Annotated in this window: 17 protein-coding genes; 6 read left to right on the top strand and 11 right to left on the bottom strand. The window is 64.6% G+C overall.

Translation table 11 applies throughout. From position 1 onward, the window contains the following. Positions 1 to 4: 4 nt before the first annotated feature. From astD to acs, 10 genes are all read right to left on the bottom strand, one after another. Positions 5 to 1,468: a succinylglutamate-semialdehyde dehydrogenase gene (gene astD, locus ACDI39_RS25225; protein WP_253091264.1), complete on the bottom strand. Its 1,464-nt coding sequence runs from the start codon at positions 1,466 to 1,468 to the stop codon at positions 5 to 7. After that, positions 1,465 to 2,496, bottom strand: a complete 1,032-nt coding sequence (gene astA / locus ACDI39_RS25220) for an arginine N-succinyltransferase (RefSeq protein ID WP_225789355.1) — start codon at positions 2,494 to 2,496, stop codon at positions 1,465 to 1,467. The genes astD and astA overlap by 4 nt, the downstream gene beginning before the upstream one ends. A gap of 81 nt (positions 2,497 to 2,577) precedes the next feature. Continuing rightward, the gene (gene aruF, locus ACDI39_RS25215; RefSeq protein WP_225789356.1) at positions 2,578 to 3,597 is read right to left on the bottom strand and encodes an arginine/ornithine succinyltransferase subunit alpha; all 1,020 of its coding nucleotides are present in this window, start codon (positions 3,595 to 3,597) and stop codon (positions 2,578 to 2,580) included. 140 nt (positions 3,598 to 3,737) lie between these two features. Beyond that, positions 3,738 to 4,958: an aspartate aminotransferase family protein gene (locus tag ACDI39_RS25210; protein WP_225789357.1), complete on the bottom strand. Its 1,221-nt coding sequence runs from the start codon at positions 4,956 to 4,958 to the stop codon at positions 3,738 to 3,740. 322 nt (positions 4,959 to 5,280) lie between these two features. Continuing rightward, positions 5,281 to 6,261, bottom strand: coding sequence for a transcriptional regulator ArgR (gene argR / locus ACDI39_RS25205; protein WP_253091265.1), 981 nt, complete (start codon positions 6,259 to 6,261; stop codon positions 5,281 to 5,283). A gap of 99 nt (positions 6,262 to 6,360) precedes the next feature. Beyond that, positions 6,361 to 7,125, bottom strand: a complete 765-nt coding sequence (locus ACDI39_RS25200; RefSeq protein WP_225789359.1) for an ABC transporter ATP-binding protein — start codon at positions 7,123 to 7,125, stop codon at positions 6,361 to 6,363. Positions 7,126 to 7,147: 22 nt separating this feature from the next. Then, positions 7,148 to 7,846, bottom strand: coding sequence for an ABC transporter permease (locus tag ACDI39_RS25195; RefSeq protein ID WP_225789360.1), 699 nt, complete (start codon positions 7,844 to 7,846; stop codon positions 7,148 to 7,150). Beyond that, complete coding sequence (locus ACDI39_RS25190) at positions 7,843 to 8,532, bottom strand: ABC transporter permease (protein WP_225789361.1); 690 nt, start codon at positions 8,530 to 8,532, stop codon at positions 7,843 to 7,845. Before ACDI39_RS25190 ends, ACDI39_RS25195 begins: the two co-directional genes overlap by 4 nt. 91 nt (positions 8,533 to 8,623) lie before the next feature. Continuing rightward, a complete protein-coding gene (locus ACDI39_RS25185) occupies positions 8,624 to 9,409 on the bottom strand; it encodes an ABC transporter substrate-binding protein (RefSeq protein ID WP_225789362.1) in 786 nt (261 codons plus the stop codon). Positions 9,410 to 10,030: 621 nt separating this feature from the next. Next, positions 10,031 to 11,992 (bottom strand): acetate--CoA ligase, encoded by a 1,962-nt coding sequence (gene acs / locus ACDI39_RS25180; RefSeq protein ID WP_225789363.1) that lies wholly within the window; start codon positions 11,990 to 11,992, stop codon positions 10,031 to 10,033. Positions 11,993 to 12,400: 408 nt separating this feature from the next. On the opposite strand from acs, the gene ACDI39_RS25175 reads away from it, so the two are divergent. Beyond that, complete coding sequence (locus ACDI39_RS25175; protein ID WP_225789364.1) at positions 12,401 to 12,658, top strand: DUF2790 domain-containing protein; 258 nt, start codon at positions 12,401 to 12,403, stop codon at positions 12,656 to 12,658. A gap of 97 nt (positions 12,659 to 12,755) precedes the next feature. Here ACDI39_RS25175 and ACDI39_RS25170 read toward each other — a convergent pair whose 3' ends face one another. After that, complete coding sequence (locus ACDI39_RS25170; RefSeq protein WP_225789365.1) at positions 12,756 to 14,315, bottom strand: sigma-54-dependent transcriptional regulator; 1,560 nt, start codon at positions 14,313 to 14,315, stop codon at positions 12,756 to 12,758. Positions 14,316 to 14,572: 257 nt separating this feature from the next. Here ACDI39_RS25170 and phhA point away from each other — a divergent pair, with 257 nt between their 5' ends. The 5 genes from phhA (at position 14,573) to ACDI39_RS25145 (ending at position 18,592) form a co-directional block, all read left to right on the top strand. Further along, the gene (phhA, locus tag ACDI39_RS25165) at positions 14,573 to 15,361 is read left to right on the top strand and encodes a phenylalanine 4-monooxygenase (RefSeq protein WP_225789366.1); all 789 of its coding nucleotides are present in this window, start codon (positions 14,573 to 14,575) and stop codon (positions 15,359 to 15,361) included. A gap of 39 nt (positions 15,362 to 15,400) precedes the next feature. Next, the gene (locus ACDI39_RS25160; RefSeq protein WP_225789367.1) at positions 15,401 to 15,757 is read left to right on the top strand and encodes a 4a-hydroxytetrahydrobiopterin dehydratase; all 357 of its coding nucleotides are present in this window, start codon (positions 15,401 to 15,403) and stop codon (positions 15,755 to 15,757) included. After that, a complete protein-coding gene (locus ACDI39_RS25155; RefSeq protein WP_262924613.1) occupies positions 15,757 to 16,950 on the top strand; it encodes an amino acid aminotransferase in 1,194 nt (397 codons plus the stop codon). Before ACDI39_RS25160 ends, ACDI39_RS25155 begins: the two co-directional genes overlap by 1 nt. A 229-nt stretch (positions 16,951 to 17,179) precedes the next feature. Then, positions 17,180 to 17,308, top strand: a complete 129-nt coding sequence (locus ACDI39_RS25150) for a hypothetical protein (RefSeq protein ID WP_262923792.1) — start codon at positions 17,180 to 17,182, stop codon at positions 17,306 to 17,308. 102 nt (positions 17,309 to 17,410) lie between these two features. Beyond that, the gene (locus tag ACDI39_RS25145) at positions 17,411 to 18,592 is read left to right on the top strand and encodes an MFS transporter (protein WP_253091267.1); all 1,182 of its coding nucleotides are present in this window, start codon (positions 17,411 to 17,413) and stop codon (positions 18,590 to 18,592) included. Positions 18,593 to 18,605: the final 13 nt, after the last annotated feature.

The raw sequence follows: 18,605 nt of genomic DNA, 5'->3' as shown, positions 1-18,605 counted from the left end.
GTTGTTATAGGGTGACGCCCGGCGTCAGGGTCGCCGGCAAGGCCAGGCTGGCGGTCTCCAGCGAAGCCACAGGGTAGGCACAGTAGTCGGCCGCGTAGTAGGCACTGGCGCGGTGGTTGCCGCTGGCGCCGACGCCACCGAACGGCGCGCTGCTGGCGGCGCCGGTCAACTGCTTGTTCCAGTTGACGATACCGGCGCGGCTGCGCAGCCAGAAATGCTGGTAGCGCGCCCGGGAGTCGGACAGCAGGCCGGCGGCCAGGCCGTACTGGGTGTTGTTGGCCTCGTCGATCGCGGCCTCGAAATCGGCGTAGCGGATCACCTGCAGCAGCGGGCCGAAGAACTCTTCGTCCGGGCGCTCGGCCACGCCGGTCACATCGAGGATGCCAGGGGTCAGCAGGGCGGCCTCGGCCTGTGGCTGGGTCATTTCCAGCAGCGCCACGGCCCCTTTGCCCAGCAGTTCGGCCTGGGCCGCGAGCAAGGCGCGCGCCGCCTGCAACGAGATCACCGAGCCCATGAACGGCGCCGGTTGCTGGTCGAAGGCACCGACGCTGATGCCACGGCTCACCTCGACCAGGCGCTCGACCAGCGAATCGCCCCAGGCGCCCTGCGGCACCAGCAGGCGCCGGGCACAGGTGCAGCGCTGGCCCGCCGAGATGAAGGCCGACTGGATGATGGTGTAGACCGCCGCATCCAGGTCCTTGACCTCGTCCACCAGCAGCGGGTTGTTGCCGCCCATCTCCAGGGCCAGGATCTTGTCCGGTCGCCCGGCGAACTGCTGGTGCAGCAGGTTGCCGGTGCGGCTGGAGCCGGTGAAGAACAGCCCGTCGATGCCCGGGTTCGCCGCCAGGGCCATGCCAGTCTCGCGCGCGCCCTGGACTAGGTTGAGCACGCCTGCCGGCAGGCCGGCGTCGATCCAGCAGCGGACGGTCAGCTCGGCGACCTTGGGGGTCAGCTCGCTGGGCTTGAACACCACGCAGTTGCCCGCCAGCAGGGCCGGAACGATATGGCCATTGGGCAGGTGGCCGGGGAAGTTGTACGGGCCGAACACAGCCACCACGCCATGGGGCTTGTGCCGCAGCACGGCGCTGGCGTCGCCCAGTGGGCCGCTCTTCTCGCCGGTGCGTTCGCGGTAGCTCTGCACCGAGATGGCCACCTTGTTGACCATGCTGGTGACTTCGGTGGCCGACTCCCACAGCGGCTTGCCGGTTTCCTCGCCGATGCAGCGGGCGAGCTCGTCGGCATGGGCCTTGAGCTGGTCGGCGAACGCCTCGAGCACGCCGATGCGCGCATCCAGGCTCAACTGCGCCCAACCAGGGAAGGCCTGGCGGGCCGCTTGCACGGCAGCCTCGACCTGGGCTGGGTCGGCACCCTGCCCTTCCCAGACCACCGCCTGGGTAACGGGGTTGAGCGATTGCAGGGCATCGCCCTGCCCGGCCTGCCAATGGCCGGCGATGTAATGCGTGGTCATGGGTTGGCCTCCCGGCTGGCGGACAGCGGCACGGCGCGCACATGGTCACCGGCGCCCAGGCGCAGGCGCTTGGCGGTCAACGGATCGACCACCAGGGTGCCGGCCGCCAGGCGCGCGGGCGCGGCGGTGATGCGGCAGTCCTCGCGCTTGCGGTTGTGGATCAGGTAAGGGGTGGCATCGTCGCCCGGCGTGCCCACGGCCAGCACCAGGGTCTGGCTGTCGCGCACGGCACGGATCTTCGAGGTCTCGCACTCGATGGCGGGGCCGGCGTCGAAGATGTCGACGTAGCCCTGGTAGCTGAAGCCTTCGCGCTTGAGCATGGCCAGGGCCGGCTCGGTGTCGCTGTGCACCCGGCCGATGACGTTGCGCGCGGCCTCCGACAGGAAGCAGGTGTACAGCGGGAACTTGGGCATCAGCTCGGCGATGAACGACTTGTTACCCACCCCGGTGAGGTAGTCGGCCTGGCTGAACTCCATCTTGAAGAAGTGCCGGCCCAGGCTTTCCCAGAACGGCGAGCGACCGCTTTCGTCGGACATGCCGCGCATCTCGGCGATGATCTTGTTGCCGAACAGCTCGGGGAACTCGGCGATGAACGACAGGCGCGCCTTGGACAGCAGACGGCCGTTGAGGCCGGTGCGATAGTCGCTGCGCAGGAACAACGAGCACAGCTCGGAGTTGCCGGTCAGGTCGTTGGCCAGGAACAGGGTGGGGATCTCGCGGTAGATCTTCAGCTCCTGGGAGGCGCTGACGGTCAGGCCGACCCGGTAGTTGTACCAGGGCTCGCGCAGGCCGACCGCCCCGGCGATGGCGCAGATGCCGACCACCAGGCCTTCGTCGTTCTCCAGCACGAACAGGTAGTCGGTATCGCCGCGCTCGGCTTCGCCGCGAAAGCTCTTCTCGGCCCAGCCGACACGCTGTTCGAGGCGCTCCTCGTTGGCCGGCAAGGTGGTCAGCCCGGTCGTGCCGGTGCTGCGTGCCAATTCGATCAGCGCGGGTAAATCGCTGCTGCGTACGGGACGAACGATCATGCTATCTCCTTGTGCGGTGGCCTGTGCCTGCCGCGAATCTCTCTGTTGCGGGTCCTGGCCTGGGCTATCCGTGCCCGGGCCTCAGACGGCCACCAGGCGAACGCTGCCGCCATCGCCGACGCCCAGCGCCTCGGCGGCCTCCAGGCCCAGGCTGAGCGGCTTGCCCGGCACCCAGTCCAGTTCCAGCAGCACGGCGCGGTAGTCCTGCAGTTGGCCGTTGCACACCAGGTACGGACGGCCGCCCTTGACCTGGCTGTCGTCGAGCCTGACCGGCACCACCCGGCTCTGGGCGATCGAGCGGATGCCCGAGACCCGGGCATGCAGGGTCGGGCCGCCGTCGAAGATGTCGATGTAGTGCTCGGTCTCGAAGCCTTCGCGCATGAGGATGTCGAAGGTGATCTGCGCCCGCGGGTGAACCTGGCCCATGGCTTCCTGGGCCGCGTCCGGCAGCAGCGGCACGTAGATCGGGTAATGAGGCATCAGTTCGGCGAGGAAGGTACGGCTCTTGAGCCCGCACAGCCGCTCGGCCTCGGCGTAGTTCAAGTCGAAGAAGTTGCGACCGATGGCATCCCAGAACGGCGACTCGCCTTGCTCGTCGCTGTAGCCGACGATCTCGGTGACCACCGAATCGGCGAAGCGCTCGGGATGCGAGGCCATGAACAGCAGGCGGCCACGGGAGTTGAGCTCGGCCCAGGCACTGTTCACCAGCTCCGGCAGCACGTAGAAGCTGGTCAGCAGGCTGTTGCCGGTCAGGTCGTGGCACAGCGACAGGACATGGATCTTGTTGTGGATCTTCAGCTCCCGCGAGGCATGCACGAAGGTCTCGTTGCGGAAGCTGTAGAACGGCTCGGAATAACCGGCCGAGGCGACGATGGCCGAGCAGCCGGCGAGCTTGCCGGTCTCGCTGTCTTCGAGCACGAAGAAGTAGCTCTCCTCGCCATTGAAGCTGACCTCGGCGGCGAAGGACGTCTCCGAGGCGGCGATCTTGTCACCCAGGCGACTGGCGTCGTCCGGCAGCGAGGTGACACCAATGGGGCTGTCTGCAGCCATGCGCTGCACTTCGTTCAGATCAGCCATTTGCGCGGGGCGCATCACCAGCATGGTGTCACTCCTTTCGGGAAAACGGGCCAACAGCGTCGGCACGGAAAAACGGCGTGCGCCTGCGGGCGCACGCACTGGAATTCAGGTATCGCCGGCCCGTGCCCGATGGCACAGGCCGGCGAAAGGACCGCAGGCCGGTATCAGCCCTGGGTCAGCGTGGCTACGGCGCGCTCGAAGCGCTCCAGGCCTTCGTCGATATCGGCGTCCTCGACCACCAGGCTCGGCGCGAAACGCACCACGTCCGGGCCGGCCTGCAGGACCATCACGCCTTGCTTCTCGGCGGCATTGAGCACGTCCTTGGCCTTGCCCTTCCAGGCGTCGCTGAGCACGCAGCCGATCAGCAGACCCACACCACGCACCTGGGTGAACAGGCCGAACTGCTGGCCGATCTTCTCCAGGCGGGCCTTGAAGCGCTCATGCTTGGCCTTGATACCGGCGAGCGTCTCGGGGGTATTGACCACGTCCAGCACGGCGCAGGCCACGGCACAGGCCAGCGGGTTGCCGCCATAGGTGGTGCCGTGGGTGCCGACGGCCAGGTGCTTGGCCAGGTCGGTAGTGGTCAGCATGGCCCCGATCGGGAAGCCGCCGCCCAGGCTCTTGGCGCTGGTCAGGATATCCGGGGTCACGCCGTAGTGCTGGTAGGCGTACAGCGAACCGGTGCGGCCGACGCCCGTCTGCACCTCGTCGAAGATCAGCAGGGCGTTGTGCTCGTCACACAGCTTGCGCGCGCCTTCCAGGTAGGCCTTGTCGGCCGGGACCACGCCGCTCTCGCCCTGGATCGGCTCGATCACCACGGCGCAGGTCTTGTCGGAGATCTGCGCCTTGAGCGCTTCCAGGTCGTTGTACGGGACATGGCTGATGCCGGTGATCTTCGGGCCGAAGCCGTCGGAATACTTGGGCTGGCCACCGACGCTGACGGTGAACAGGGTGCGACCGTGGAAACTGTTCACGGTGGCGATGATCTCGTGTTTCTCCGGGCCGAAGCGGTCGTGGGCGACGCGACGGGCCAGCTTGAACGCGGCCTCGTTGGCCTCGGCGCCGGAGTTGCAGAAGAAGGCGCGCTCGGCGAAGGTCGCGTCCACCAGCTTGTGGGCCAGGCGCAGGGCCGGCTCGTTGGTGAAGACGTTGGATACGTGCCAGAGCGTGTTGGCCTGCTCGGTCAGGGCCTTGACCAGTGCCGGGTGGCAGTGCCCCAGGGCGTTGACCGCGATGCCGCCGGCGAAGTCGATCAGCTCGCGACCCGACTGGTCCCATACTCGGGAGCCTGCGCCGCGCACAGGGATGAAGGCCGCCGGGGAATAGTTGGGGACCATGACCTGGTCGAAATCGGCACGTTGCACCGGGGCTTGCTCAACGGACATCTGAGTCTCCTGAAGAGGAACGCTGGCCTGGAAGTGGCGAGCGATGGGGGGATTGTAAGGACTGATCGGCGCCTGTCCTTGCTGCCAGGCGACAACTTGTTACAGCGCCAAACCCTGTTTTACCGAGGCTTTCGGCAATGCGACAAACATTGTCGCAATCGCGCAGTGTAGCGGGAGGCGGGGGTGACGGGGAGATGGGAAGGTAAATTGGGAGAACGGATGTTCACTGCGGCATCGGTGTTGTCGGCTTGCCTCGATGCCGGTCAGTTACAAACGGGGATTTGTAATCCTGGGGCCGCTTCCCCCCCCGTGCAAAGGACTATCAGCTGCGCTCGGCCGGCGCCGAACTCAACTCGAACGGGCTGCTGCTACGCCGCTGGTTGCGGTCTTCCCGCGGCGTGGCGCCGAAGAAGTTGCGGTAGGCGCTGGAGAAATGCGGCCCGGACGAAAAACCGCAGGACAGCCCGATCTGGATGATCGACTTGCTGGTCTGCATCAGCATCTGCCGCGCCTTGTTCAGGCGCAGCTCCAGGTAGTACTGGCTGGGCACGCGATTGAGGTACTGCTTGAAGATCCGCTCCAGTTGTCGCCGAGAGACGCACACATGTTGGGCGATCTCGTCGGTGGTCAACGGCTCCTCGATGTTGGCCTCCATCAGCAGCACGGCCTGGGTCAGCTTGGGATGGCTGGAGCCAAGGCGGTTCTGCAGCGGAATACGCTGGCGCTCGCCGCCCTCGCGGATGCGCTCGACCACCAGCTCCTCCGACACCGCCCCCGCCAGCTCCGCACCATGGTCGCGGGCCAGCACCGCCAGCAACAGGTCGGTCACGGCCATGCCGCCGCAGGCAGTCAGGCGGTCGCGGTCCCAGTCGAACAGATGGCTGGTGGCGATGACCTTGGGGAAGCGCTCGACGAAATCATCCTGCCAGCGCCAGTGCACCGCCGCCCGGTAGCCATCGAGCAAACCCAGGGCCGCCAACGGATAGACCCCGGCGGACAGCCCGCCGATCATGCAACCACTGCGCGCCACTTGCTTGAGCGCGGCCGACAAGGCCGCTCCCACGGCCAGCGGCGGCTCGTCCGCCAGCAAGAACAGCTTCTGGCAACCCTCCAAGCGGCCATTCCAGGGCTCGCCCGGCAGGCGCCAGGCGCCCTCCTCGGCCGCCTCGGCTTGGAGGAAGGCCAACTCGTAGACCACATCCGGGTGCACGTGCTGGGCAACCCGCAACACTTCCTCGGCCAGCGCCAGGGTCAGCGGCCTGGTGCCGGGCCAGATGAGAAATCCGATTCGCTGGGTGGTCATGGGTCGTGGTCCGAAACCTGGGTCGTTCGTGTCTGTGGCGCCGGGTCAGGCTGCGCTCGCTGCGCAGCATGCCCTATCCTGGTGCAAAGGTGCAGCTTTTTACTTCAGGCTGCCGGAGAGGAACTGCTTGAGACGCTCCGATTGCGGGTTGACCAGCACCTCGCGCGGGTTGCCGCTCTCCTCCACCAGGCCTTTGTGCAGGAACACCAACTGGTTGGAGACCTCGCGGGCGAAGCCCATCTCATGGGTCACCACCACCATGGTGCGGCCTTCCTGGGCCAGGGCCTGCATGACCTTGAGCACATCGCCCACCAGTTCGGGGTCGAGCGCCGAGGTCGGCTCGTCGAACAGCATCACCTCCGGTTCCATGGCCAGGGCCCGGGCGATCGCCACCCGCTGCTGCTCCCCCCCGGACATATGCCCCGGGAAGGCGTCCTTGCGATGGGCCACGCCGACCTTGGCCAGGTAGTGTTCGGCCTTCTCCAGCGCCTCCTTCTTGTTCACCCCCAGCACATGCACCGGCGCCTCGATGACGTTCTCCAGGGCGGTCATGTGCGACCACAGGTTGAAGTGCTGGAACACCATCGACAGGCGCGAACGCATACGCTGCAACTGCTTCGGGTCGACGGCCTTGAGCGCGCCATCCTTGCCGGCGACCATCTTCAGCTCTTCGTTGTTGAGCAGGATCCTGCCGGCATGGGGCTGCTCGAGCAGGTTGATGCAGCGCAGGAAGGTCGATTTGCCCGAGCCGCTGGAGCCGATGATGCTGATCACATCGCCTGCCTTGGCCGCGAGCGACACGCCCTTGAGCACTTCGTGGCTGCCATAGCGCTTGTGCAGGTCTTGGACTTGGAGTTTGTACATGCTGTCGGTTCTCACAGAGCGTTCAGTGCTTGCGCGGCGCCAGGTAGCCGAGCCAGCGGCGTTCGGCCATCTTGAACAGGCGCACGAGGATGAAGGTCAGGCACAGGTAGAACACGCCCGCCGTGATGTAGGCCTCGAAAGGCAGGTAGTACTGGGCATTGACGGTGCGCGCCGCGCCGGTGATGTCGATCAGGGTGACGATCGACGCCAGGCTGGTGGTCTGCAGCATCATGATCACTTCGTTGCTGTACTGCGGCAGCGCCCGGCGCAAGGCCGAAGGCAGCAGGATGCGCCGGTACATCTTCATGCGCGACATGCCCACCGCCTTGGCAGCCTCGATCTCGCCATGGGGCGTGGCCTTGAGGCTGCCGGCGATGATCTCGGCGGTGTAGGCGCTGGTATTGATGGCGAAGGCCAGGCAGGCGCAGAAGGTCGCGCTGGACAGCCACGGCCAGAGGAAACTCTCGCGCACCGCCTCGAACTGGGCCAGGCCATAGTAGATCAGGAACAGCTGCACCAGCATCGGCGTGCCGCGGATCACATAGGTGTACAGCCAGGCGGTCATGTTCACCAGCGGCTGCTTCGACACCCGCATCAGGCCCAGCGGAATGGCCGCCAGCAAGCCAAAGAACAACGACAGCGCCAGCAGCTTGATGGTGGTCAGCAGCCCGCCGAGGTACAGCGGCATCGCCTCCCAGATCACGTTGTAGTCGAAGATCATAGTTCAGCCGCCTTTACGCCCACCGAGTAGCGCTTCTCGAGATACTTCAGCGCCAGCAGCGAGACGCTGGTGAGCACCAGGTACAGGGCCGCTACCGCCAGGAAGAAGGTGAAAGGCTCGCGGGTGGCGTCGGCCGCCTGCTTGGCCTTGAACATCATGTCCTGCAGGCCGACCACCGAGATCAGCGCCGTGGCTTTGGTCAGCACCAGCCAGTTGTTGGTGAAGCCGGGGATCGCCAGGCGGATCATCTGCGGCACCATGATGCGGAAGAACACCTGCCGGCTGCTCATGCCATAGGCCACGCCCGCCTCGGCCTGGCCCTTGGGAATGCCGAGGAAGGCACCGCGGAAGGTTTCCGAGAGGTACGCGCCGAAGATGAAGCCCAGGGTACCGATACCGGCAGCCAACGGGTTCAGGTCGATGTAGTCGTCGTAGCCGAGCAACGGCGCGACCCGGTTGAGCACGTCCTGGCCGCCATAGAAGATCAGCAGGATCAGCACCAGGTCCGGGATGCCACGGATCACCGTGGCATACAGGTCGCCCAGCCAGGCCAGCCAGCGCACCGGCGACAAGCGCAACGACACGCCGATCAGGCCAAGCACGATGGCCAGGGCCATCGACGACAGGGCGAGCTGCAGCGTCAGCCACGCCCCGTCGAGGATGACTGCCCCGTAGCCTTTCAACATGATTGGGATTCCTCAGGGCTTGGGAATGAAAAATGGTGCAAACCTCAGAGCTTCTGCTGTTTGCACCATTGCACAGGTGAAACTCGACGTCTTACTGGGCGTCCGGCCCGTAGATGTCGAAGTTGAAGTACTTGTCCTGGATCTTTTTGTACTTGCCGTTGGCACGGATCGCATCGATCGCGGCGTTGATACGCTCGCGGTTGGCGTTGTCGCCCTTGCGCACGGCGATGCCGACGCCGTCGCCGAAGTACTTCACGTCGGTGAAGGACGGGCCGACGAAGGCGAAGCCCTTGCCGGCGTCGGTCTTGAGGAAACCGTCTTCGAGCAGGGTGGCATCGGCCACGGTGCCGTCCAGGCGGCCAGCGGCGACGTCCAGGTAGATTTCGTTCTGGGTGCCGTACGGCACGACGGTGGCGCCCTGCGGAGCCAGGACTTCCTTGGCGAAGCGGTCATGGATCGAGCCGCGCTGCACACCGATCTTCTTGCCCTTCAGCTCGACCAGGCTGTCGCTGACGGTGGTGCCTTCCTTCATGACCAGGCGTGCCGGGGTCAGGTAGTAGCGCTTGGTGAAGTCGACCGACTTCTTGCGGTCCTCGGTGATCGACATGGACGAGAGGATGGCGTCGATCTTGCGCACCTTCAGCGCCGGGATCAGGCCGTCGAACTCTTGCTCGACCCAGGTGCACTTGGCTTTCATCTCTTCGCACAGGGCGTTGCCGATGTCGTAGTCGAAACCGGCGATGCTGCCATCGGGCTGCTTGAAGGCGAAGGGTGGGTAGGCGGCCTCGATACCGATCTTCAACGGTTTTTCATCGGCCTGCGAACCCAGGGACAACACGGACAGCGCAAGGGCGCCAAGCAGTGCGAGCTTCTTCATCTGGTAACTCCATCGGTACGGGGCAATACAAGGCAGGTGTAACGGCTGCCCGATATGCGAATGGGTACAACGCGAGCCGCAGGGGGTATCGACCAAGGTCGCAGACCACGAGCGAGTGAGTGGCATTTTAACGACAGGCGGGTAGTCGATATTTCTTCAAAGCGACAACTAGTTACAGAAGCGCCAGGAACCACGGCGGACGATATTGACAGCCCTTGCATATTATGCAAGAGCAAAAGAAAAATAACCCATAAGCCAAGCAATAACCGGGCCTATTATTGGCAAACCCTTGTAGTCCGGCAAGCGCAGCGTGCCGTCGCGTACGAAATGCCTGCAGAATCGCCCTACAATGGCACACGAATGTTTCTACTCGCCCCGCTTCTGAGCGAAATTGGGTAGCCCAAGGGGTTACCGATGGATGTCGGGTAACAAAAGCAAACACCTCGCCAAAGACGTAAGTTCACTGAAGCCCCGCCGACCCGTACCGGGGCCGCCTTGCGCCCCATCGCGACACAAGGCCGCTCCCGCACCGTTCATGCAACGCCCATTGTCGGGCGCTACACGGACACCGCGGGAGCGGCCTTGTGTCGCGAATGGACTGCAAGGCAGCCCCGATTCACATCAGGCTGACGCGAGCCCCATTGCCTTGTGGGTATCGATCAGGTGCTGCACCACACCCGGGTCGGCCAGGGTCGAGATATCCCCCAGCGCGTCGTACTCGCCGGTCGCGATCTTGCGCAAAATACGGCGCATGATCTTGCCCGAACGGGTCTTCGGCAGCCCCGGCGCCCACTGGATCACATCCGGCGAGGCGATCGGGCCGATCTCCTTGCGCACCCAGTTCTTCAGCTCCAGACGCAGTTGCTCGCTCGGCTCCACGCCGGCGTTGAGGGTGACATAGACATAGATGCCCTGCCCCTTGATGTCGTGCGGCACACCGACCACCGCCGCCTCGGCGACCTTCGAGTGGGCGACCATCGCGCTCTCGATCTCGGCGGTGCCCATGCGGTGGCCGGAGACGTTGAGCACGTCGTCGACACGGCCGGTGATCCAGTAGTAGCCGTCCTCGTCGCGACGCGCACCGTCACCGGTGAAGTACATGCCACGGAAGGTCTTGAAGTAGGTGTCGACGAAGCGGTCGTGGTCGCCGTACAGCGAGCGCGACTGACCCGGCCAGGAGTCGAGGATGACCAGGTTGCCCTCGGCGGCGCCTTCGATCAGGTTGCCCAGGTTGTCCACCAGCGCCGGCACCACGCCGAAGAACGGACGGGTCGCCGAGCCTGGCTTCAGGCCAGTGGCGCCCGGCAGCGGGCTGATCAGGATGCCGCCAGTCTCGGTCTGCCACCAGGTGTCGACGATCGGGCAGCGCTCCTTGCCGACGGTCTGGTAGTACCAGTTCCAGGCCTCGGGGTTGATCGGCTCGCCCACCGAGCCCAGCAGGCGCAGGCTGGAGCCATCGGCGCCGGCGACCGCCGCCTCGCCCTCGGCCATCATCGCGCGGATGGCGGTCGGCGCGGTGTAGAGAATGTTGACCTTGTGCTTGTCGATGATCTTCGACACCCGAGTGATGTCCGGGTAGTTCGGCACGCCCTCGAACAGCAGCGTGGTGGCGCCGTTGGCCAGCGGGCCATAGACGATGTAGCTGTGGCCGGTGACCCAGCCCACGTCGGCGGTGCACCAGTAGACTTCGCCCGGGCGATAGTCGAAGACCCGCTCATGGGTCAGCGCGGCGTACACCAGATAGCCGCCGGTGGTGTGCAGCACGCCCTTGGGCTTGCCGGTGGAGCCGGAGGTATAAAGGATGAACAGCGGCTCCTCGGCGCCCATTTCCTTCGGCGCGCAATGGCTGGAGGCGACTTTCATCAGGTCTTCGTACCAGATGTCGCGGTGCTGGTGCCAGGCGATCTCGCCACCGGTGCGCTTGCACACGATGATCTTCTGCACGCTGCTGGTTTCAGGGTTGGTCAGGGCCAGGTCGACATTGGCCTTGAGCGGCGTATGGCGGCCACCGCGCACGCCTTCGTCGGCCGTGATCACCACCTTGGAGCGGCAGTCGATGATGCGGCCGGCCAGGGCCTCGGGCGAGAAGCCACCGAATACCACCGAGTGGATCGCGCCGATACGGGCACAGGCCAGCATGGCCACCACGGCTTCCGGGATCATCGGCATGTAGATGGTCACCACGTCGCCACGGTGCACGTCCTGGCCACGCAGGGCGTTGGCGAACTTGCAGACCTGCTCGTGCAACTCGCGGTAGGTGATGTTGCGGCTTTCGGAAGGGTCGTCGCCTTCCCAGATGATGGCGACCTGGTCACCACGCTCTTCCAGGTGGCGGTCCAGGCAGTTGTAGGAAACGTTCAGAGTGCCGTCAGCGAACCATTTGATGTCGACATGGTGATCGTCGAAGGAGGTCTGCTTGACCTTGGTGAAAGGCTTGATCCAGTCCAGGCGCTGGGCCTGCTCACGCCAGAAGCCGTCCGGGTTGATCACCGATTGCTGGTACATGGCCTTGTAGGTGGCCTCGTCGGTCAGGGTACTGGCCGCAACCTCGGGACGAACGGGATACAGTGGAGCCGCACTCATCTGTTTTACCTCGGTGTAATAGTTGTTTTTGTATGAAACCGTTTGTAACTGTACCAGAGCGGCAAAGGCCATTCGACGTTGGTAGTACCAAGGCCGGTATTTTTCCCTGTCGCGCGAGGCGAGCGCTCTAGTTGGCGCACTCCAGCCCAGCACACAGGGCGGGGGCAGATTTTTGCCGGGGATTGTTACAGATTCTGTCAAAAGACTTTATCAAAAGTCCCTCTGTTTCAGCCTCTGGCACCCCCATAGAATTCACCTCGCCAGCAATGGCAAGGCGATTAACTTCTTGTAACAGCCCCCACGAAGGCATGTTAATCCCCCGCTAATTTCGATAGTTGAAAACTGGATGTACTCGCGGCGCCACAAGCGCCGCGTGCCCCCTCACGACCTTAGACAGGTAAATTGAAAATGAAAGCTTTACTGGTATTGGTACTTGGTGGTCTTTGCAGCGCGGCGATGGCCGACGAAGTTGCAAAGGATGCCGAGCAGATTCCGGTTGAACAGTACAGTTATTCGCAGCACCTGGACATTGCCCGGGTCATCTCCATGAGCGAAGTACCCAATGTCTGCGAAGTGGTGCCTGCACGCATGACCTACGAAGATTCCAAGGGCCAGAAGCACATTCTCGAATACCGTGTGATGGGCAACGGCTGCTCCAACGGTTGAGGCGCCTTGCCTTCTTTGGGGCCGCGAAGCGGCCCCAAAATGACAACCGAGCGTCTTCGCAAAAGGGCTGCATGACAGCCCCGATATGAACCTGGTTCTACTCGGCTGTTTTATTGAGCGAATAATCACGCAACTTATTGGCAATCGTCGTATGGGAAACGCCCAACCGCTTGCCCAATGCCCGACTACTTGGAAACTCGCTCATCAAACTTTCCAGTACGGCTTTTTCAAAACGCCCGACAATTTCCGAAAGATCCCCCTCCAGTGAAAACTCACCCAAGGGTTGACGCGCACCATAATCCGGCAGGCGAATATGTTCGCCTTTCACCACACCGCCCTCGCACAACGACACAGCCTGAAACAGCACGTTCTCCAATTGCCGCACGTTACCCGGCCAGTGGTACTGGCCCAGCTTTTCCATCGCCGCTGGCGCCAGGTGCGGCATCGGGCAGCCGATCTGCCGGCTGGCCTGGTCGAGGAAGTGCTGCACCAGGCCCTCCAGGCCATCCATGCATTCGCGCAGCGGCGGGATGTGCAACGACAGTACGTTCAGGCGATGGTAGAGGTCCTGGCGAAACTCGCCACGGGCGCACAGTTCGGACAGGTCCACCTGGGTGGCGCAGATCACCCGCACGTCCAAGTACACCTCCTCGTCGCTGCCGACCCGCCGGAAGCAGCCATCCTGTAGGAAGCGCAGCAGCTTGACCTGCAGGCGCGGGCTCATTTCCCCCACCCCGTCGAGGAACAACGTGCCGCCCGCCGTCAGCTCCAGCAGCCCCAGCTTGCCCTCGGCGCGCGCGCCCTCGAACGCGCCCGGGCCGTAGCCGAACAGCTCGGTCTCGGCCATGGACTCCGGCAGGCCGGCGCAGTTGAGCGCCATCAGTGGCGCCTGGCCGCGCGGGCTGGCCAAGTGGCAGGCGCGGGCCAGCAGCTCCTTGCCGGTGCCGGTCTCGCCTTCGATCAGCAGCGGTGCATCCAACGGCGCCATGCGCCTCGCCTCGCGCACCACCGCCGCCATCACCCGCGAGCTCTGGAAGATGCTGTCGAAGCCGCGCAGCTCCTGCTTGCGCACGTTATAGATGCGCTCGCCGATACGGTCGGCCCGATGCAGGGTGAGCACCGCGCCGGCCAGTGCCTCGCTGTCGTCATGCTCCGACTGCAACGGGGCGATGTCGGCGAGGAACACATCGCCCTTGACCTTGATGCGCAGGCCGTTGATCCGCGACTTGTTGGCGCGCACCAGTTCCGGCAGGTCGAAGTCCTCGACGTAGCGTGCCAGGGGGATGCCCGGCACCTCGTCGACCCGCACCCCGAGCAATTGGGCAGCAGCGCGGTTGGCAGCGACGATGCTGCCGCCCATGTCGATCGACAGCACCGGGAACTCCAGGGCACCGAGCAACGCATTGAGCTCCATGTGCCGACGCTCGCTGGGCATCAGGCCCACACGCTTGACGCCGAACACCCCGGCGATCGACTCGAACTTCGGCCGCAGCGCCTGGAACTGCAGGTTGATCAGGTTCGGGCAATGCAGGTAGATGGCGTTGCCATGGTCGCCGCCGACCTCTCCCCGCAGCACGTTGATGCCGTATTCCACCAGCAGGTTGAGAATGTCGCGCAGGATGCCGATGCGGTTCTGGCAATGCACTTTGATACGCATGGAAAAGGCCCCGAGGCAGCCGGATTTTTCACCGGCGCATGGAAAAATCGTAAAGATAAGCTGACAAAATAATCCTGACGGCCAGCTCGATACCCGCGATTTTCCGGGACCAGGCTCATTTTGTAAAATTTACGTTACGAAAACAGGATGAAAGGTCCTCCATGCACCCCACCGCACCCCGTGCAAAGCTGGCCGCGAGGGGATATTCCTAGGGTATGTCGTGAACATAACAAGAAAGCCCTCACCAGGAGAGCCACATGAAACAGACGCAATACGTGGCACGCGAGCCCGATGCGCACGGTTTTATCGACTACCCGCAGCAGGAACACGCGGTATGGAACACCTTGATCACCCGGCAGCTGAAGGTGATCGAAGGCCGCGCATGCCAGGAATACCTGGACGGCATCGAGCAGCTCAAGCTGCCCCACGATCGTATTCCCCAACTGGGTGAAATCAACAAGGTCCTGGGTGCCACCACCGGCTGGCAGGTCGCCCGCGTACCGGCGCTGATCCCCTTCCAGACCTTTTTCGAACTGCTGGCCAGCAAGCGCTTCCCGGTCGCCACCTTCATCCGCACCCCGGAAGAACTGGACTACCTGCAAGAGCCGGACATCTTCCACGAGATCTTCGGCCACTGCCCGCTGCTGACCAACCCCTGGTTCGCCGAGTTCACCCACACCTACGGCAAGCTGGGCCTGGCGGCCACCAAGGAAGAACGTGTGTACCTGGCGCGCCTGTACTGGATGACCATCGAGTTCGGCCTGATGGACACGCCACAGGGCCGCAAGATCTATGGCGGCGGCATCCTGTCCTCGCCCAAGGAAACCGTCTACTGCCTGTCCGGCGAGCCGGAACACCAGGCCTTCGACGCCCTCGAAGCCATGCGCACGCCGTATCGCATCGATATCCTGCAGCCGCTGTACTTCGTCCTGCCGAACCTCAAGCGCCTGTTCGACCTGGCCCACGAAGACATCATGGCCCTGGTCCGCCAGGCCATGCAACTGGGCCTGCACGCACCGAAGTTTCCACCCAAGGCGGCCGCCTGAGCCGCCTTGCCGAATAACAACTCAAACCGGAAAAGACCCATGAATGCCTTGAACCAAGCCCATTGCGAAGCCTGCCGCGCCGACGCGCCGAAAGTCACCGACGAGGAACTGGCGGTACTGATCCGCGAGATTCCAGACTGGAACATCGAAGTCCGCGACGGCCACATGGAGCTGGAGCGCGTCTTCCTGTTCAAGAACTTCAAGCACGCCCTGGCTTTCACCAACGCCATCGGCGAGATCGCCGAGGCCGAGGGCCATCATCCAGGCCTACTGACCGAGTGGGGCAAGGTCACCGTCACCTGGTGGAGCCACTCGATCAAGGGCCTGCACCGCAACGACTTCATCATGGCCGCGCGCACCGACCAAGTCGCCGAAACTGCCGAAGGGCGCAAGTGATGCATTTCCAAGCCATTGGCCGGGTCCCTGGCGACCCGATCCTGGGGCTGATGGACGCCTACGCCCGCGACGCCAATCCGGCGAAGTTCGACCTGGGTGTGGGCGTGTTCAAGGACGCCCAGGGCCTGACGCCGATCCCCGCGGCAGTCAAGCAGGCCGAACAGCGCCTGGTGGCACAGCAAGCCACCAAAAGCTATGTCGGCGGCCACGGTGACCCAGCGTTCGGCCGCCTGGTCAGCGAACTGGTGCTGGGCAGCGCTTCGCCGCTGCTCGCCAGCCAGCGCGCCGGCGCGACCCAGACCCCGGGCGGCACCGGCGCCCTGCGCCTGGCGGCGGAGTTCATCGCCCACTGCCTGCCGGGCCGCGGCGTCTGGCTCAGCGACCCGACCTGGCCGATCCACGAGACCCTGTTTGCCAGCGCCAAGCTGAAGGTGTCGCACTACCCCTATGTCGGTGCGGACAACCGCCTGGATGTCGCTGGCATGCTGGCGGCCCTGGAGCAGGTGCCGGAAGGCGACGTGGTGCTGCTGCACGCCTGCTGCCACAACCCCACCGGCTTCGACCTGGGCCAGGACGACTGGCGTGCGGTGCTCGAGGTGGTGCGCAGGCGCAACCTGCTGCCGCTGATCGACTTCGCCTACCAGGGCTTCGGCGACGGCCTGGAAGAAGATGCCTGGGCGGTACGGCTGTTCGCCGCGGAGCTGCCGGAGCTGCTGGTCACCAGCTCCTGCTCGAAGAACTTCGGCCTGTACCGCGAGCGCACCGGCGCCCTGCTGGTGTGCAGCCACGATGCCGAGAAGCTGCAGGACGTGCGCAGCCAACTGGCACTGCTGGCCCGCAACCTGTGGTCGACACCGCCGGACCACGGCGCCGCGGTGGTCGCGCAGATCCTCGGCGACCCGGCCCTCAAGGCCTTGTGGGTCGAGGAAGTGAACGCCATGCGCCAGCGCATCGCCGAGCTGCGCCACGGCCTGGTCAAGGCGCTGGAGCCCCACGGGCTGGCGCAGCGCTTCGCTCATATCGCCGCGCAACGCGGGATGTTCTCCTACACCGGGCTGGATCCGGAGCAGGTTCGCCTGCTGCGGGAAAAGCACAGCGTGTACATGGTCGGTACCGGCCGGGCGAACATCGCCGGCGCCGATGCCCAGCGCCTGGAGCAACTGGCGGCGGCGATCGCCGACGTCTGTCGCTGAGCCTGGCCCGAGCCGCTCACCCATGATCTGGGGCTGCCTTGCAGCCCCAGATAGCGCTGCAAACCTGGACCGACCAGCCCCGCAACCGCCAACACCACCGTCGCAAAACCGACCAGCGACCCGGAAAAATTTCAAACTGTCACCCAGACTCCTGTATCCTGCCCCAGCTTTTCGAAGCCTCCACGCGCCTGGCGCAGTCTTTTCACTCACACTTGCGAGGAACGACGAGATGCATGAAATCCCGAATCTTCCCTTCCCAAGCCTGAACCCCGAAGAGCAAACCGTTGCCGCCCACACCGAACCGACGCCCGCCGTCGAGCAGGATGGCGACGATCAACCCTGCGCCGACCAGGAATAACCGCGCATCCCATCCGACAGTGTGAAAACGGCTGACTCGCGGGAACCTTGCCCGTCATCGCGTTTTCACACCGTCCAGAACCCCAGCCCACGAAAGCGCCCCATGCCCGACTCACCGCGCCCCCTTGCGGTCACCCTGCAAGTCGTCTCCATCGTCCTCTTCACCTTCATCGGCTACCTGAACATCGGCATTCCCCTGGCCGTGCTGCCCGGCTACGTGCACAACGACCTGGGGTTCAGCGCCGTGGTCGCGGGCCTGGTGATCAGCGTCCAGTACCTGGCCACCCTGCTCAGCCGCCCCACCGCCAGCCGCATCATCGACAACCTCGGCAGCAAGAAAGCGGTCATGTACGGCCTGCTCGGCTGCGGGCTGAGCGGGGTGTTCATGCTGGCCTGCAGCTTCCTCACCTCGCTGCCCTGGCTGAGCCTGGCCTGCTTGCTCATCGGCCGCCTGGTGCTGGGCAGCGCCGAAAGCCTGGTGGGCTCCGGCTCGATCGGCTGGGGCATCGGCCGGGTCGGCGCCGAGCACACCGCCAAGGTCATCTCCTGGAACGGCATCGCCAGCTATGGCGCATTGGCCATCGGCGCCCCGCTGGGCGTGCTGATGGTGAAGACCCTGGGGCTGTGGAGCATGGGCGCGAGCATCATCCTGCTGGCGGTGCTCGGCTTGCTGCTGGCCTGGCCGAAACATGCCGCCCCAGTGGTCGCCGGCGTGCGCCTGCCGTTCCTGCGGGTGCTGGGCAAAGTATTCCCCCATGGCTCTGGATTGGCCCTGGGCTCGATCGGCTTCGGCACCATCGCCACCTTCATCACCCTGTACTACGCCAGCCGTGACTGGCCCAACGCCGCACTGACCCTGAGCCTGTTCGGCGCCAGCTTCATCAGCGCACGGCTGCTGTTCGGCAACCTGATCAACCGCATCGGAGGTTTCCGTGTGGCGATCGTCTGCCTGGCGGTGGAAACCCTGGGCCTGCTGATGCTGTGGCTGGCGCCGAGTGCCGAACTGGCCCTGGCCGGCGCGGCCTTGAGCGGGTTCGGTTTCTCGCTGGTGTTCCCGGCACTGGGGGTGGAGGCGGTGAACCAGGTATCGGCGGCCAACCGCGGGGCGGCAGTGGGTGCCTATTCGCTGTTCATCGACCTGTCGCTGGGGATCACGGGACCACTGGTGGGGGCCGTGGCGTCGGGGTTCGGCTTTGCCTCGATCTTCCTGTTCGCGGCGGCGGCGTCTTGCTGTGGGCTGGTGTTGAGCCTGTACCTGTATCGCCAGGCGCGACTGGGGCGCTGAAAGGACGATCCTG

It is taken from the genome of Pseudomonas sp. Tun-23181 (genome assembly GCF_057415455.1).
Note: the sequence above shows the minus strand (reverse complement) of the source record. Positions and strands in the feature narration are given on the sequence as shown.

Excerpts from the sequence above, each read along its gene's own strand:
- ACDI39_RS25175 (WP_225789364.1), top strand. The coding sequence starts at position 12,401 with ATGAAAGCTTTACTGGTATTGGTACTTGGTGGTCTTTGCAGCGCGGCG.
- argR (WP_253091265.1), bottom strand. The coding sequence starts at position 6,261 with ATGACCACCCAGCGAATCGGATTTCTCATCTGGCCCGGCACCAGGCCG.
- ACDI39_RS25210 (WP_225789357.1), bottom strand. The coding sequence starts at position 4,958 with ATGTCCGTTGAGCAAGCCCCGGTGCAACGTGCCGATTTCGACCAGGTC.
- phhA (WP_225789366.1), top strand. The coding sequence starts at position 14,573 with ATGAAACAGACGCAATACGTGGCACGCGAGCCCGATGCGCACGGTTTT.
- ACDI39_RS25190 (WP_225789361.1), bottom strand. The coding sequence starts at position 8,532 with ATGTTGAAAGGCTACGGGGCAGTCATCCTCGACGGGGCGTGGCTGACG.
- ACDI39_RS25185 (WP_225789362.1), bottom strand. The coding sequence starts at position 9,409 with ATGAAGAAGCTCGCACTGCTTGGCGCCCTTGCGCTGTCCGTGTTGTCC.
- astA (WP_225789355.1), bottom strand. The coding sequence starts at position 2,496 with ATGATCGTTCGTCCCGTACGCAGCAGCGATTTACCCGCGCTGATCGAA.
- ACDI39_RS25160 (WP_225789367.1), top strand. The coding sequence starts at position 15,401 with ATGAATGCCTTGAACCAAGCCCATTGCGAAGCCTGCCGCGCCGACGCG.
- acs (WP_225789363.1), bottom strand. The coding sequence starts at position 11,992 with ATGAGTGCGGCTCCACTGTATCCCGTTCGTCCCGAGGTTGCGGCCAGT.
- ACDI39_RS25170 (WP_225789365.1), bottom strand. The coding sequence starts at position 14,315 with ATGCGTATCAAAGTGCATTGCCAGAACCGCATCGGCATCCTGCGCGAC.
- ACDI39_RS25150 (WP_262923792.1), top strand. The coding sequence starts at position 17,180 with ATGCATGAAATCCCGAATCTTCCCTTCCCAAGCCTGAACCCCGAAGAG.
- astD (WP_253091264.1), bottom strand. The coding sequence starts at position 1,468 with ATGACCACGCATTACATCGCCGGCCATTGGCAGGCCGGGCAGGGCGAT.
- ACDI39_RS25145 (WP_253091267.1), top strand. The coding sequence starts at position 17,411 with ATGCCCGACTCACCGCGCCCCCTTGCGGTCACCCTGCAAGTCGTCTCC.
- aruF (WP_225789356.1), bottom strand. The coding sequence starts at position 3,597 with ATGCTGGTGATGCGCCCCGCGCAAATGGCTGATCTGAACGAAGTGCAG.
- ACDI39_RS25195 (WP_225789360.1), bottom strand. The coding sequence starts at position 7,846 with ATGATCTTCGACTACAACGTGATCTGGGAGGCGATGCCGCTGTACCTC.
- ACDI39_RS25155 (WP_262924613.1), top strand. The coding sequence starts at position 15,757 with ATGCATTTCCAAGCCATTGGCCGGGTCCCTGGCGACCCGATCCTGGGG.
- ACDI39_RS25200 (WP_225789359.1), bottom strand. The coding sequence starts at position 7,125 with ATGTACAAACTCCAAGTCCAAGACCTGCACAAGCGCTATGGCAGCCAC.